The 15797-nt window shown below is 30.1% G+C and carries 12 protein-coding genes; 6 read left to right on the forward strand and 6 right to left on the reverse strand.

Annotated elements, in window-relative coordinates; genetic code table 11:
* Positions 1-96 precede the first annotated feature (96 nt).
* Positions 97-201, forward strand: a complete 105-nt coding sequence (locus tag MKY76_RS16555) for a YjcZ family sporulation protein (protein ID WP_227744914.1) — start codon at positions 97-99, stop codon at positions 199-201.
* A 650-nt stretch (positions 202-851) separates the two neighbouring features.
* Here MKY76_RS16555 and MKY76_RS16560 read toward each other — a convergent pair.
* The 3 genes from MKY76_RS16560 to MKY76_RS16570 all read right to left on the reverse strand — a co-directional run bounded on the left by MKY76_RS16560 (position 852) and on the right by MKY76_RS16570 (position 5175).
* Positions 852-1490: an NAD(P)H-binding protein gene (locus MKY76_RS16560; protein ID WP_342556860.1), complete on the reverse strand. Its 639-nt coding sequence runs from the start codon at positions 1488-1490 to the stop codon at positions 852-854.
* A gap of 777 nt (positions 1491-2267) precedes the next feature.
* On the reverse strand, positions 2268-4220 hold the full coding sequence (locus MKY76_RS16565; RefSeq protein WP_048395065.1) for an LTA synthase family protein: 1953 nt from the start codon (positions 4218-4220) through the stop codon (positions 2268-2270).
* 433 nt (positions 4221-4653) lie between these two features.
* Positions 4654-5175: a DinB family protein gene (locus tag MKY76_RS16570; protein ID WP_103118521.1), complete on the reverse strand. Its 522-nt coding sequence runs from the start codon at positions 5173-5175 to the stop codon at positions 4654-4656.
* Between the two features lie 594 nt (positions 5176-5769).
* Between MKY76_RS16570 and MKY76_RS16575 the strand changes: the two genes are divergently transcribed.
* Positions 5770-5949, forward strand: a complete 180-nt coding sequence (locus tag MKY76_RS16575; protein WP_048393711.1) for a hypothetical protein — start codon at positions 5770-5772, stop codon at positions 5947-5949.
* A 272-nt stretch (positions 5950-6221) separates the two neighbouring features.
* The gene (locus MKY76_RS16580) at positions 6222-6776 is read left to right on the forward strand and encodes a hypothetical protein (RefSeq protein ID WP_319839422.1); all 555 of its coding nucleotides are present in this window, start codon (positions 6222-6224) and stop codon (positions 6774-6776) included.
* Between the two features lie 587 nt (positions 6777-7363).
* Here MKY76_RS16580 and MKY76_RS16585 read toward each other — a convergent pair.
* From MKY76_RS16585 to MKY76_RS16595, 3 genes are all read right to left on the reverse strand, one after another.
* Positions 7364-8263, reverse strand: coding sequence for a hypothetical protein (locus tag MKY76_RS16585; protein ID WP_342556861.1), 900 nt, complete (start codon positions 8261-8263; stop codon positions 7364-7366).
* A gap of 115 nt (positions 8264-8378) precedes the next feature.
* The gene (locus MKY76_RS16590; protein ID WP_342556862.1) at positions 8379-11624 is read right to left on the reverse strand and encodes a hypothetical protein; all 3246 of its coding nucleotides are present in this window, start codon (positions 11622-11624) and stop codon (positions 8379-8381) included.
* 42 nt (positions 11625-11666) lie between these two features.
* Entirely contained in the window at positions 11667-12401 is a 735-nt protein-coding gene (locus MKY76_RS16595) for a hypothetical protein (protein WP_342556863.1), read from the reverse strand.
* Between the two features lie 474 nt (positions 12402-12875).
* On the opposite strand from MKY76_RS16595, the gene MKY76_RS16600 reads away from it, so the two are divergent.
* The 3 genes from MKY76_RS16600 to MKY76_RS16610 all read left to right on the forward strand — a co-directional run bounded on the left by MKY76_RS16600 (position 12876) and on the right by MKY76_RS16610 (position 15733).
* On the forward strand, positions 12876-13181 hold the full coding sequence (locus MKY76_RS16600) for a hypothetical protein (protein ID WP_342556864.1): 306 nt from the start codon (positions 12876-12878) through the stop codon (positions 13179-13181).
* A 1072-nt stretch (positions 13182-14253) separates the two neighbouring features.
* On the forward strand, positions 14254-14571 hold the full coding sequence (locus MKY76_RS16605; RefSeq protein ID WP_342556865.1) for a DUF771 domain-containing protein: 318 nt from the start codon (positions 14254-14256) through the stop codon (positions 14569-14571).
* A gap of 13 nt (positions 14572-14584) precedes the next feature.
* On the forward strand, positions 14585-15733 hold the full coding sequence (locus MKY76_RS16610) for a tyrosine-type recombinase/integrase (protein WP_342556866.1): 1149 nt from the start codon (positions 14585-14587) through the stop codon (positions 15731-15733).
* Positions 15734-15797: the final 64 nt, after the last annotated feature.

Genomic DNA, 15797 nt, shown 5'->3' on the forward strand with positions numbered 1-15797 from the left:
TTGATGGGATACTTTGGAAACATGGGTAATTTCAATTGTTGTTATGGAGGCTATGGTAATGACTATAGCGGCGGTTATAGTATGGGTTGTTGTGGCATGGACTATGGCGGCAAAAACAATAGTTCAACATTCGTTTTAATCGTTGTGCTATTCATTCTTCTGATTATTGTCGGAGCAACATTCGTGCAAAAAGAATATTAATATTTATTGATAAACATGAAAAAGGGATGATCTTCATTAATAGCAGCTCACATTAATGTCGATACATCCACAGCAAAGAGGGTCACTTCCAGCCTATGTGACCCTTTTTTAAACCTGCTTGTCTTTCACCTTATTTAATTTTAAATTCTCTATTTCCCACATTTGCGGTAATACACATCGCTAAAGAAATATAATAAGCCAACATTTTTACTCCCATTTACGCCCCATATCCGTTTTTACATCATAAAGTTTTTTTAAAATGAAACCACCTAAAGCCATGAATCGTATACTTACTTAAGAAAAGCCATTGTAAAAGGGGTCGAGTAATGTGAGAGAATGGTTGCAAGGAAGGAAAAACAAAAAGAGAAGAGATAAGAGACGTAAAGATCAATATTCATTAATTGACTTATTTCTTGACGTACTAATTTGGATACCAGAATTACTCTTCCTCCCATTTAGAATCATTTATTGGTTGTTGAGAGGCGTTGGAAGGTTTATTGGAGAAGGTTTTAATTAAAAAACTGCTCAAAAGGATGTCATTTGATTTTTTGTACCAATACGATTGAGGCAAAGGAAAATTTTGTTGGGCATTCAAAAGGGATAAAGTCATTTAGTTGAGGCGCTGACCCTTCCCTCTCCTTTAAATTAGATTAATTGGAGATAAACGGTGCTTTTTGTACATACTTTTGATTTTCTATTTGGTTAATGATGAATGTAGCTATATCCCGATTTGTTATTTTTGTACCTGGCATATTTCTAAGATTTTCCTTTATGAACCCTACTTCATTTCCCTCTACTATAAATGGAAGCCGAATTAGTGTCCATTTGATAACTTGATTATGGCTAAGGAGATGCCATTCTTTTTTCTTATCCATCATCATTTTTGAATAAATAATTTCAAATATCTTTGCACCCATTCTATTTATAATACTCTTTGTATCTCCAGCAATGGTTAGGGATCCACCCGTTACCCCAATATAACGATCCATATGTAAATCAGACATGACTCCCAATATATTTTCCGTTAATTTACTATAAATTTGTTTTTCTTTCATTGGTTGACCAAAAGTAATGATAACGATTTGACAATCTTTTAATAGCTTTTGAAGATCCTCGATATTTTGTACATTCCCTTCTATTACCTCAATCCTACTGTCTCTGAAAACTAACTTTTCTGGGTTTCTAACAAGCATCCGTACGTGATACCCTTTCTCTAATGCTTTAGAAGCAATGTAACGCCCCGCTTTACCTGTTCCCCCGATAATTGCTATCTTTTTATAAACGTCCATGATGCCCCCCTAATTATCATAATAATATGTATACGGACAAATCATAGTTTAGATTCAATGATTCTATTATTCACCTCTCTTTATCAAATGAGATAAAGAAATAGTAATTTTGTTTATTCTAGCTAGAGCTTTTGTCTAAACAAAAGAAAAAGAACCACTCTCTTAAAAGAAAATGGCACTTCAACGCCTCATCGTACTTACTTGATAATTACACTTTTTAGGTGTATTCAGCTTAACTAGATCAGTGGTTTATATTATTTACTAAGTCTTTATTATATGCAATCCACTTCTCCATTTCTCTCTCGACAGCTCGGTTTTGCCATTCAAACCAAATACCTGTACATTCACTACAGTGACTATCGACACCCTTTTTTTCATGTGTATCTTTACATGTAAACACAGTCTTTTTACGACAACTATAACAGTAAATGACTATGTCTTTATAAAACTCCATCCCGATCAACTCCTCAAATTTACACCTATTTCTTTCCTTTTTTCATCTAAATTATTCTTTAAAAAGAAATAAGTAAGGATGATGAGTGCCACCATGTTTGTTCTTTCCTCTCCTTACTAATAAAAGCGATTCAAACCCTTACTATTAAAGGATTTGAATCGCTTTTTCCGTTAGTCCAATTTTCTATTTGAACCTTAAGGAGAATATAAAATCTTGGTATTGCCATACTTATTCAAAAATGACCAATAAAAAAGCAATTCAAGGTAATGGTATGATATCCTATAGACTTTGATATCGTACACAATTCCTTGAACCGCCTTAAATTATTTAGACTCTACATTTTCATCAGGAGAGTAATTATATTGAGAAGGATCAACTGGCGTATAACCTGTTGGCGTATAGAATCTCAATAGGTCACCATTCACGACTCTATCAGATAACGCCAATTTATGATCTACTTCATTTTTAATCGTCTTTGCTTCCTCTAATTGACTTTCGTCTAATGGTAAGCCTGTTTTATTATCATAATATTTTTCATTAATTGAATAAATAGTAGGACTGACAAAATCGCCATTTCTAAATGGTACAATTTCATCATGCTCTTCTGATAATAAGTCTGAACCAAATTGAACAAATTGTTGTGAATCAATTCCTAGTAAATGCAATAACGTTGGCAGTAGGTCTGTTTGGCCACCATAGCTATGGTTGGTCCCACCTTGTATGCCTGGAACATGTATAAATAATGGTACACGTTGTAAATTAGCACTTTCATATGGTGTAATCTCTTTTCCAATGACTTGTTCCATCGCTTTATTATGATTATCGGAAATACCGTAATGGTCACCATAAAGAACAATCATTGAATGATCATATAATCCTGATTCCTTTAATTGCTGGAAGACCTGTTGAATTGCTTCGTCTGCATAACGAGCTGTTTGGAAATAATTATCAACGCTTGCATCTCCCGTATTGGCTTTATCAATTGTCACTAAATCTTGATTCATTTTATATGGATAGTGATTCCCTACCGTAATTAATTTTGTATAAAAAGGTTGTGGTAAGGAGCTTAAAAGATTTTGAGATTGTTCAAAGAATGGTTTATCTAACAAACCATATTCAGCCATGTCCTCTGAAGTACCTGTGTTATAGTAACTAGCATCGAAGAATTTATCGAAGCCAAATGATTTATAAATTACATTTCTATTCCAGAAGCTTCCGTTATTACCATGGAATACAGCTGATGTATAACCATAATCTTTTAAAATACTAGGAGCTGCCTGATACGTATTTTGTGCTTTTGTAATATAAGCAGATCCTTGTGGTAATCCAAATAAAGAATTTTCAAGCATAAATTCTGCATCAGATGTTTTCCCTTGACCTGTTTGATGGAAGAAATTATCAAAATACAATGTATTCTTATCTTTTGCTAATGAATTTAAAAATGGTGTTACTTCTTCACCATTTAATTTATAGTCGATTAAAAAGTTTTGGAATGATTCTAAATGTAAATAGATAACGTTCATTCCCTTTGCTGCACCAAAATATTGGGCATTCGGTTTGGCGTAGTTTGACTTTGTATAGTTAATTACTTCAGTAATATCACTACTATCTGCCAAAGCTCTCTGAGAAGAGGCTTTCATCGTTTCAACTGAGTCATAAATCGTATAGTTATACATCCCTAGATATTTCACAATATAGTTTCTATCAAAACCTCGTGTTAATAGTTGAGGACGATTAGTTTCAGCTAGTCCTAAATTAAGAATTGATACCGCTAATGCAAAGGCAATGATTGCCATTCCTTTTTTATAGCCAAAACGTTTGGTATCTTTTTGGATTTTTTTAGAGAATCGTAGATAAAACATAACCATTACATCCACAAAGAACAAGATATCATAAGGCTTTAATAAAGAAAGAACACTGCCGCCTAAATCTCCAAAGTTCTGCGTTTGAGAAAGTGTAGGTAATGTAATGAAATCACTAAAGAATCGGTAATAGACAATATTGGCATATAAAACAATAGACATCAAAGTGTAGACAACAACGAGTGATGTGTATTTTCTTTTTCCTTTAAATAAAAATGAAAATCCTAGAAATAGCATTGCTGAGCCCAGCGGATTTATTAGTAAAAGGAATTGTTGAATGATTCCTTCTACACCTAAGTCAAATTGTGATAGTTGAGAGATGTATGTTTTAATCCATAACATTAATACTGCTACTATATAAATTCCTAAAAAGTTTTGTAATAGGTTATCTTTTTTATTTGCTAGATTTTTCATTTTTGCACCTACCTTTTACTGATTAAATTAAAATCTAGATATATATGAACTTAACTGATAAGTACTGTATGGCACTTTAAAAAATGTTACGTTACAATAGCTTTTTTCGCGACCAATGTATAGTACTCCCCATTTAAAATTCTGTCAAGTTGTTAGCTATTCTTCATATAAATATTTCTAATTAACCTAAATATTGTTCAAAAAATACCCAGCAAACATTAGTGTTTAACTAAAATTTACTGGGTATTATAAGTATTAAGTAAATGCCTTTATGAAATCTGCCTCGCAATTTTTCTCATTTGGGCATCAAAAAATCTTCCATTCAAATGAATTGGAAGATACTCTGGTACGCTATTCACTTTTTGCTAATAAACAATTGGATTTTATTGCAACATTTTTCTAGCATATATATATTTCTACAGTGTCTCTCATTCTATTTAAACGTTTCTTTATTTATTTGAGCACCTACTGAATCTTTCAATGATGAAGAAAGACCTCTTCTGATTAGATTTGCAGAAACAGGCGCTCTCCCCATTTCCCTTGCCCAAATTGATAATTGTCCTATATGGTGAATTTCATGTGCAATGGTATGACGAATGACTTCACCCCATGTATGGGTCTCCATACTACCATTTGCTAATGGAATATGAAGAATACGCTCTTCCATACTGTCATCCCATTGATTTACAAAGCTTTCGACGTCTAAATGAAATGCAGCTTCCAATTTACGAACCTTTTCCAAGCTATTATATTCATCAAAGCTCTCCTGAAAGTCTGTTTTCCCCTGTAATAGACGAATCCAACTCCATTCAACATCAATGATATGGAAGAGTGTGTGTAATATACTGCCCATTCCTCCAGTTCGGTTTTGCAAAAGTTCTTCTTCAGTCAACTCTTCACACCAACGAAACCAATCTTCCCGAACTAGCCAATTATATTTAAAAAATGTTTGCAAAAAAGCACCTCCGTAGTTGTTGAAAAAAATATTATAACTCACTATTTCTTCATATAAAGTGAGGATCCCTTCTTTGCTCTTTTCAGATATCCAAATAAGCACCACAAGTAACTAAGCTAAATATCTAGTAATTACCACTTCTGGTTACTCTTGTGTATTTTCCTATAAACGTAATCTGCATTATCTAGGTTTTTCCAGCTACTAATAAAATTTAGTATTAGCATAAAAATTCCAAATAAAATAAATGCCAACATATATTTACCTATGAAAAATAAAACAAACGTTGCAACCAAAAGTAATATCATTAAAATTATTACGAGGATTTGTAATTTCCCCTTCTTCTTCTCATCCACCTGTTCAACCTCCAATCAAAGCGCCGATACTTTTCTAAAATGTTTTCTTTGGTTTATTTTAACATAAAAATTCATTTTTTCTAAAAAATCAATTATTTTATGCAAAAACCAAACATCAGAAATTCCCTACCAAATTTACCTTACATAGTCTTGGGGTGATCTGAAATTTTAAGGATGAAATAGAAATAAACAAGGGATATTTTATTGGATAAGATAAATAATATCTTGAGGAGGTGTCGACATGAAACGAGACAAAAAAAATACAGAATTTGCTACAGACGAGCCAACAAAACAATCATTTGCTAGTGGAGCAGACCCAAAAAAACCTAATGGACGCAAAGAATATACTGAAGCCCCACGCCCACAACGTGAAGAAGATCTTATTATGGATGAGAAAAAAGGTAAGTCAACTTCATTATAATGTAAGACAAGTTAGTATTTTTGACCACTCTATTAGAGATGGTCTTTTTTAATTTTCTCCACATCATGTAACCCTATATAAAGATTGAGACCACCCATCATGGAGTGGTGTTTCTACTATTATTAAATACAGATTATTTTAATTAACTTATCTCATCGCCAGTATATTATATATTAAAACAAAAAAGTAAATTTATGTTTTTTAACCTAATTTTAACCTCTTATTGATAATCTATAGTTGTTTCAGAAATTAAATTACTAGGAGGAATAATTATGACAGTAGCAGTAAAAAATTTTAGTAGTATTATGAATCAAATGAGAGATGCTTATACGGGAGAGCAAACCAATGAATTTTCTTTAGCAGCATTCATTGGACTTCAAGCTCCTTCATTATCAGACGCACCTGATGAATTACAAAAACTAACACAAGAATATCAGGAGAACATTAATAATTTTTATGTGCAGGAAGAATTAGACTTAAAAGAAAATGTTAAGCAATTAGAAAATGATAAAAATCAAACAGCTTTTTTTGAAAATATGCGCAAGAAAAAAGAGGAAGCTTTAAAAAAATCTGAAGACATGATCAATAAATACTACGATTCATTGATAGATTTTGGTGAAGAGCATCCTTCAGCCCAAACACTAATCCTTACTATTGCTGATAAAGTCGGTGCCTTTATACAAGATATTATGGATAAAGTTTTAAATGTTTTTGTTACTGTTGTGGAAACTGTAAAAAATGCAATAAGTGCTGCTATTAATTTCATTTCCTCTACTTTTAATTCAATTGTTAGCACTACGAAAAATTTCTTTTCTAGTTTATTTTAAAAACATTCTTAGCAGGACTGTCTCTGGGCAATCTTGTTTCACATTTAATACCACTTTACAAGAAACAGATCAACGAGCTAGTTCTCATTTTGATAAACTTTTCGATGAAAATGACTGATTTTGGCACCTCTTAGGCACTATCGAGAGACTTATACATCAATGTATAAAAATAAAAAGGCTTACAACCGTTGTGGCTGTAAGGCTTTGCTTGACGTCCCAGGAGTACTTTTACATATTCGCTGGGACGTTGACTTTATTAGGGTTGAGAGAATTTGTGTGTAGAGATTGTGTATGGAGTCTTTATTATATTAATGTTGTTGGTATAATTATTAAAGTCGTATAAACTGTTTTTCAAATAACTCCTTCTGATTGATAAAGTATTTGAAATAATTTGTATTTTTATGTTTGGAGATACTTATAACTACCAATGTGTTAGATTAATAGCATATTTAGTACATTCCCCTATAATTTTCAACTTTATTGTAGTTGGTATCTTAACACACCTATCACACTGCACATGGATACTATTTATACAATATGTACGAAAGTTACAATATTGCTATTACATTTTAATTTATAAGAGTCCATTATTGAATATATGTCTCAATTTGATGGATAACCCTATCTGTAAATATCTCATTTATTTTTAGAATAGTCCTTGTTGCCAACATTACACCACTACTATTCATATATCTTATATCTATCTCTAATGTTTCATTAATATTATCTTTAACGTCACTTATTACATTAGGAGCCAACAAATTTTTATTTCTTGCCAATTCCCCTATTCTTAGATTTTCAATTTTATCATTTTTACCTAGATGGCCTAGATAGTTAATATCAGAATAAGCCAATAATTCATGTCCTTTCTTTCTGCTTAATATAACCTGAATATTAAAAGCACTTTCTTCACCTAAATTGGAAAAAGTAACTGTACCTGAAAAATCACTAAACAGGGAGATAATTGTTGGAACAACTATAGGTTTAGTTACGACCTGTTTAAAGTATTCACAATAAATATGAAAATGTTCTGGTTTCATTAAATCCATTGAAATATCATGAGCATCTATTAGCTCTATTTGTAAATCTTCTTTTTCATTTTCTTCCTTCCAATTATCAAACCAATTTCTTTCTTCATTTGTTAATTCTATCGGAACACACAAATGCCATTTATTTATTTTAGATCCATTTTCTTCAACTGTTTTTAGAACTCTTTTAAAGGAATCTCTTATATTATTTTTTTGAGATTCTCCAATACCATTTATAAAATATTTGCACTGATATATATCAACATTTTCATCAGTCCATTTTCCCACAATAATATCTATTCCTCCGTCACCTGGGTTTGGTCTGACACCTTTAACTTCTCTTTCTTTGAATTTATTTTTAATTAGACTCTTACATAACTCTTCAAATTTCTCCCTTGCTCCTGCTACTCCATAAATTAATTGAAGATTTACAAGCTTAGTATCATACATTTTATACATTTAAAACTCTCCTTTAAAAAATATATTATATAGAATAGGCAATAGCTGGCAGCATTTTGAATGTATGGAAATGGCTATCCAATCCCATACAATATAATGCACACTTTTATTCTTACTAATTAAAAGCTCCTGATATTTTGATAAATTTCAGAAAGCTCGAAAATATGGTTTCAATCTCTACATCTATAACAACAAATTCATCTAAAAAAACAGGAATATTTCCTATCATTTCAAATAAATTTGAAGGCATATCTATACTATAAATCTTACTACATACAGCTGCTTGTAAGATGGCATGCAAATTAGCTGTTAGGACTTCTTTTTCGAAATGTTGATATAATTCTAATTCACTAAAAGCACTATAATATCCATCTGGTAGACTTGCAATTTCTATTGGCGATAGATTTTCTTGAATTATAAATGGTATATCTTGAATAGTTAAATAACCTTTTTCGTAATTACTAGTGATATTTGTGTCACTAGAATTTACTTCGCTCATTATTTGAAAGATTTCTTCAAACCCTTTGAAATCTTCAATATTGAAACTAACACTTTGAACCAATATTTTGTATTGATATTTTTCTAGTAATTTACATACTTCATTGCGATACTTCGAATACAATAAATTTTTCAATTCGTGATATTTAAAAGTTTTGCTATAGTTATGGTATCCTAGCCTTTCAAAAAACTCTCTCCCAACAAGATCAGAACTTAGAATATTTATTTTTTCTGATGATAATTGAAAAATATCTAATTTTAAATCTTCATCCTTAGAATATATTTCTTGAATAAAATAACTAAACTCTTGATTATTTAAATTATCCACAAAGTAATCAAGAATATGCCTTATTCCTTTTTCTGATTTCGATTGGAATTCTTTAATTATTTCAACACTTTTTTCGATTTTCAAATATCCTTTTCGTTGAAACAAGATTAAGGGTTTCCAAATATTATGGACTGTATAATCTTTCCTAGCATAATAACTCGTAAATAATTTATATATAGAGTTTACGTCTATATATTTTTTCAAAAATAAGTTCAACCTTAAATAATCTTTTATATAACCTATTAATTGAAAAGAATCTTTGTCTTTGTTATGGTTAATAAACTCTTCTAATGAAAGGTTTAAAAATTCATTATCTTCTTCTAATAATCCTAATATCTTTAATTCATTTTTTACAGACTGCATTACTGACGGAGCGAAAATTTCCCGATGACTAAAGTCTCTAAAGATTTTCTTTAAAAAATCCGTTATATCTTCTTTATTATCTATATAGTCATGTATTTTTTTCTTCCAAAGTACAAATTCTGAATTTATTGGAATCTCATTAATATAAATTGCTACAAATATTTTTCCTATTAAATCTTTAAATTCTAATTCACTACTTTCACGTAATAACCTGTGTGCGTTATTAAAATCAACCGAAGCCTCTAATATATCAAAATATCGATCTTCTGCCTCAAGTTCTTTTTGTATATCTAAATAAAAATTTGTAGTATTGTAATGATTATTAGCTTCAACCATTTCTAACGAAGAGTAGTTTCCCTCTTTTACAAAATACAACATTCCAAAAAGATAACCGATACTTGTAATATCATCTTCAGTATACCCATTAAATAATAAAGTATTAATATAAATATATAAAAACTCTTTTAAATTAGAGATGTGATCTCTAGCTAAAATATTCACAATTAAACTAAAATCATAATAATTATTTATTGTTAATTCGTTAGAAGAAATATTTTCAAGTGTAAATCTCAGTTGACTGTAAAACTCCTGAATCGCTTCTATATCAACTGTTCCTTTAAACCATTTTTCAAAGAAATTAATATCTGCATATTTTCTTGTAATCTCTAATTGTTCATTTCTACCAAAAGAGAAATGTAAATATCTGCTAATAAATTGTTTTTCCCCCGACATAATAGATTCATATACCTTATTTTTAATATCATCTATAACTTGCTCGACATTAGCATTTCCAGATAAAGATATTCTTAAATAAGTATTCAAACTATCATGTAATAAGGAGATTCTATTCAACTTGATTTCAAATAAATAAGGATGCTCATCTATTATCTGATTAATAAACATAGAAAAAGGCCCTAATAAAGTATTTATCTCTGACCTCATAAAATACGAATTAGATGTTAGGAACAATCCCAAAGTCTCTTTATTACTGTACTTCTTTGTTATGACATCATAATATTCATTAACAGTATCTAATTGGGGTAAATCTGGTACCGTTTTATTTATTTTATACGAATCAGCTACAAACCTAACCAAAATTGGATAACCCTGAGTTATTCGAAATATTTCTTTAGATAACATATAATCAAAAAAATGATATTGCTCATTCAAAAAGAAACTCGTTTGTTCAAAATTCCAATTTTGCAGTCTATATACTTCCCAATTTACGCTATATTTTAATGGTCTAGAAAGTATAATCACCTTAGCCCCACCAAGTTCCACACTATTTATAAATTGAATATATTTTTCTAATTCATATGGATTATAATTTTCGACATGATCTAGCCCATCTATAATTAACGTTATATTATTAATTTTTAATTCACAAACAATTTCATCAATATCTTTATTAATTAGTTTCTTAAAAATTCGTTTTATTAAATCACTTATGAAATTGTCATATCTTAATCTATTTTGATAATCATAATCTTGATTAGATATCCAAAATCTATAGATTATTTTTTCTCCATTTACATTTATATTATTAACTAAGTGACTTTTACCAATACCAGGCTTTCCCTCAATTAATAAAGGTTTTTGGTTAGCAATATGAAATTCCCTAACTTCAATAGTAGGATCCACTAATTGATTAGAATAAATTTGTAAAACAGGCAGCTCTTGAAGACTAATTACAAGTTCTCTTTCATCAAATTTCTTTTCAAAAAATGATTCTATAAGTGATATCCTCGGCAAATCTATTTCATATAGTTTTTCCACCTTTGTTCTTATTTCTTCTCTAGATAAAGAAATTATATAGACATTATCAATCGAATAACTTGGTAAACCTAGTATTTCAGAGTTACACTCAATATCGATTTTCTTAACAAAGATAATATTTTTAGTAGCTGCCGTTGTATGTGGATTGGATTTAATTTTTGCAATACCATCACTTACAGTAATATTAGAAATATTTATTGCTTTAAAATCTTTCATTTGGCAAAACGTTTTAGTCCCATCCTTATTAACGATTACTAAATCGTCAAATTTATGCTCCACATCTGCCTCTATTTCTATCCCTAAAATTTCTCTCTCTACATCCATAAGAACTAATATATAAAAGGCAACAAGCTTTTGATATGAGTAACCAATGATAGAGTTTTTTGCTGTTTTCAATCTGAACACCTCTCTATGCTTATATCTATTCAAAACCTCACTTTAATCAAACAAAATCTCCTCAATAAATTGGAAGCTTTTTTTATATTTAAGTCTATCTCTTTCGGACATACCATTTAAAATTACATAAACTTTGATTCCTTCAAAAAAGCATAATTTAAGTGTTTGACAATTAAACCCGTCAACTGGACTAAATTGATATGTGAAGACTTTTTGATTTTCACCTAAAACTTTTGTTCCCCAGTTAACGGCTTCGTTTTCAATTATATTAATCGCCTTATTAGTAAAGTTCATAGCCTCTTGATAATCTTCATTATTGAAGATTTCCGAAATAACTTTTATTTCTCCTTTGTATGTCTCATTGTTTCGATAAAAATATAAACCTCTAGCTATCGCTTCAAACGCATAAGTTAATTTCTGATTATCTGTTTCAATCATAGAGACAGGAAACTTATAATTTCCAACCTCTATCACGCCGCTATGTTTAACACTTAATAACTGCTTATTTCTAGAGAGAGTTCTATTTATTTTAGTTTTTGTTTGAATAAAAGCTAAACTATTATTTCCAACTTTACTTGTTAATGTAGCCATTAAATATTCATCTAAACTAGATTTTTCAATATTATGTAAGTCACATGAAGGGACTTTAATTAAATTTTTTCTATAATTATCTTTGTAAAAATCTTTTATATCTTTTTCTTCCGGAAACATACACTTAGGTGGTACATGTTCCATAGATACTGCAGGTTTACCACACCAATAACAAATTCCTTGCATGTACTATTCACCTCCAACAAATTAAAATTTCTTCAAACTAGCTATTACCTAAAATTATACATTTATAACTGTGATCAATTGTATCACCTAGAACGTCAATTCAAGCATCTTTCACCACAACAAACATACCTAGAAATTTATCACTATTACCACTAGATAAACGGTAAAGCAATAACTCTTCCATCCCCCTGTTGTCTACAGCTTGCTTCTGTACGTTATTTAACCCCTCTAATAAATCATTTCCCCTTCTGCCCAGCCCCTTAAAAATAGAACATTTATATTTACCTAAAAATTAATTAAATTACAAAGAAAAGACATGTAAATTTATGTATAATGATAATATTATCTTGTACCCTTAGAACTATGAATATGATTTCGATAAGAATACAAATAAGTAGAACATATAACATTATTTTATCAGAAAAATTTGGTAATTACGTTATTAATTAATCAGTTTACAAAGGATGCGATATTATGAACGATAACAATAAAATAATTAATTTCCCTACATTGAAATTAGCGACTAATAATTTTGAAGTGGATTTTGACTTAGAAATGCTACCTTTAGCATCTGTTGAAACCGATCAAAGAAATCAATCAATTAATCAAGCACTAAATGCAATACAACTTATACGAACACAGCCATTATTTGAGATAGAGCTGATTAAAATAAAAAACATCAAGGAAACCGAGGAATCCTTGATGTTAATTCCTCTATTACATTTATTATTTTCATTCAATAAACTCCTTGTAAATTCTTTTAAATATTCTACAAGGTAAGTCAGAGGATTTTAAGAGTGGTATCGGAATTTAATTTCAATTACTTTTGAAATTCCTTTGGCATCACTAGTGATATCACATATAAAAATTGATTGCTGAAATTATAATTTTTTTAGTATTTTAACTATAGTTCTTTATAAAGTATCAATAGTTGTACCACTATCGGTATCACATACGGTACTTTAACTTTTCTTACAGCCTCAACGTTTTCGTTGGATTTTTAAATCCCGGAAAAATCAAAATCTATTATGTTATCACTATCGGTACTACTTATAGTATCAATTATGATGCCATATATAGTACTATACCTATTTTATTTACTAAAGATTTAATTAGTCAGCTTCAAATTCAACTTCCATACTTATCAAAACCATTGATAAATCTAGCCTCAATACTATTTTTACTGGCACATTAAATGTGCTGCCCCTATGGCTTAAAATCAACTTAATTACAGTTTATAAAATGCTGTGAAATCAAGTTAGGTAAATTAGTACGAATTAGTATTCGACCTTGTACTAGCTAAAACCTTTATGCTGGTTAAGTTAAAGCTATGTTAGTACTATTTCTAACCTCATCAATATGTTACAACAAAATAAACATAATCTATATTTCACATCTGACATACTTACTATTACATTCATACTTTATTTGTGCGGTTTAATTATGCTGCGCAATTATGCGTATCAATACGCACAAACGGATTAATTCAAATCAGTTTCTTTTACAATTGTGCCGCACAATCTATAGGCCTTGATTTATCAAGGGTTACTCTTTTATGAATACTATTTTGTGACGATGATTAAACGATATTTCCCTTAAACATTTATTCGATTAATTAGCCACATACTCTACTCTTCATTGTGCGTGTCACTTGTGCCTCGTAATTGACACGCACAAGAACATTAGATGAAATCCACTATTACAGCATACCTACTAGCTAATTCAGCATTATTAGGCAATAAATAATTATTAAAAAAAATATAAAATTGCTATTAAAATATACGAAATCATCGGCTATCATATTTCAAATCTTTTAAGATTCTAAACTTATATAAATTTTAGGAGCGTAACTATGCAGCAAATGACAGTGAACTTAACTATTTCAATTCCATCTGATTCGATTTTAATTACAAAGGTAGAATACGATCAGTTGAAAGAATTGCAGGTAGAAGGTGTGTATTGGACTATGGCAGATTTAGAGAAGCGGATTAATAAAAAGAGCGAATGGATTAAAGAGCATATTTTATATAAAGCTCACTTTCGAAAAAAGTTGGATTCAAAATTAAATGGCTTCGTATATTACCCACAAAATCGAGGTGAAACTTGGGCTTTTCAAGCGAAAAAAATGGCTCAATTTTTAGAAGATAATTTTAAAGATATTTTTAAATAACGGAGGGTTTTAAATGGTTAGTATCATTGCAAGAAAAAATAATAAAGGTATTGTAACTTCTTATGGATTTTCAGTTAGCAATTACCCAAAGCCTGCAATCCGGATGGGAGGCTTCAAGACGAAAAAAGAAGCAACCACTATTGCAAAAGAAATTGAAAGGAAGTTAGCTTTAGAAAAAATGCAGCGAAAATTATTGAAGGCTGGTTATGTACATCAAACATTCCATCAAGAATTTGAGAAATGGATGAATAAAACGAAGATGAACTTAAATCCTAAAACGATTCAATCTTATGTAAATACGAAGAATAAAATAGAGAAATACTTTGATGACACATTATTAAAAGATATCACTCTCGAAATGTACGAAGACTTTTTAGCATCTTTTAGCTACTTAAATAAAGCAACTAATCATAAAATGCATAAGCATATTCGACAATTTGTGAAATCAGCATTTGAGCGACAATTAGTCTTTCTAAATTTCACAACCGATGCTGCAATCGTCGGTGAAAAATCTAAAGAAACTAAGAAGTATTTAAATGCTGATGAGTATGATCGTTTCATTCGCTTCGTGTATAACGCTCAAATTGATTTACAGTATAAATTAATGGTATTGTTAGCGATTTTAACGGGTGTACGATTTGGTGAACTATGCGCAATCTGCTGGGACGATATTGATTTTGAAAAAGGACAGTTATATGTTCATCGTCAGTGGGATTACGTCAACGGAAGTGGTTTTACAGGTCTAAAAGATCCAGATGGCTATAAATATGAAGGTGATATTAAGGAACGATATTTACCGCTGTCTAACCAGCTAATTGAGCTACTTAAAGAATATAAGACCTCTTCGGAGTATGTTAAAAATGATGACAGCCGCTTATTCTATAAACCTAATTGCAAAGCCAAGGTGTTAAGCAACACCGCATTTAACAATAAACTGGACATGTTACTATACGAATTAAAAATTCCACGCTTAACCTGTCATAAACTTCGACATAGCTATGCAACTAACCTTGTAAAACTTAAAATCTCTAAAGAAGCTATTCAGTATTTATTAGGTCACGAGAGTTATGAGACAACTGAGAAGTATTACGTGCATTACGTGCATTTAGATGAATTACTTTTCAAATATGAGTTTATAAAATTAAACTCGATTAATTATTAACTTTTTGAATACTAATTAAATCTATTCAAACAAAATGATCTCTAAAAGATTTATTATTCTTTAA

Source organism: Lysinibacillus sp. FSL P4-0201, assembly GCF_038593425.1.
Lineage (GTDB): Bacteria > Bacillota > Bacilli > Bacillales_A > Planococcaceae > Lysinibacillus > Lysinibacillus capsici.

What these genes read in the sequence shown, in the direction of transcription:
- MKY76_RS16555 (WP_227744914.1), top strand. Translation starts at nt 97, where the DNA reads ATGGACTATGGCGGCAAAAACAATAGTTCAACATTCGTTTTAATCGTT.
- MKY76_RS16560 (WP_342556860.1), bottom strand. Translation starts at nt 1,490, where the DNA reads ATGGACGTTTATAAAAAGATAGCAATTATCGGGGGAACAGGTAAAGCG.
- MKY76_RS16565 (WP_048395065.1), bottom strand. Translation starts at nt 4,220, where the DNA reads ATGAAAAATCTAGCAAATAAAAAAGATAACCTATTACAAAACTTTTTA.
- MKY76_RS16575 (WP_048393711.1), top strand. Translation starts at nt 5,770, where the DNA reads ATGAAACGAGACAAAAAAAATACAGAATTTGCTACAGACGAGCCAACA.
- MKY76_RS16580 (WP_319839422.1), top strand. Translation starts at nt 6,222, where the DNA reads ATGACAGTAGCAGTAAAAAATTTTAGTAGTATTATGAATCAAATGAGA.
- MKY76_RS16585 (WP_342556861.1), bottom strand. Translation starts at nt 8,263, where the DNA reads ATGTATAAAATGTATGATACTAAGCTTGTAAATCTTCAATTAATTTAT.
- MKY76_RS16595 (WP_342556863.1), bottom strand. Translation starts at nt 12,401, where the DNA reads ATGCAAGGAATTTGTTATTGGTGTGGTAAACCTGCAGTATCTATGGAA.
- MKY76_RS16600 (WP_342556864.1), top strand. Translation starts at nt 12,876, where the DNA reads ATGAACGATAACAATAAAATAATTAATTTCCCTACATTGAAATTAGCG.
- MKY76_RS16605 (WP_342556865.1), top strand. Translation starts at nt 14,254, where the DNA reads ATGCAGCAAATGACAGTGAACTTAACTATTTCAATTCCATCTGATTCG.
- MKY76_RS16610 (WP_342556866.1), top strand. Translation starts at nt 14,585, where the DNA reads ATGGTTAGTATCATTGCAAGAAAAAATAATAAAGGTATTGTAACTTCT.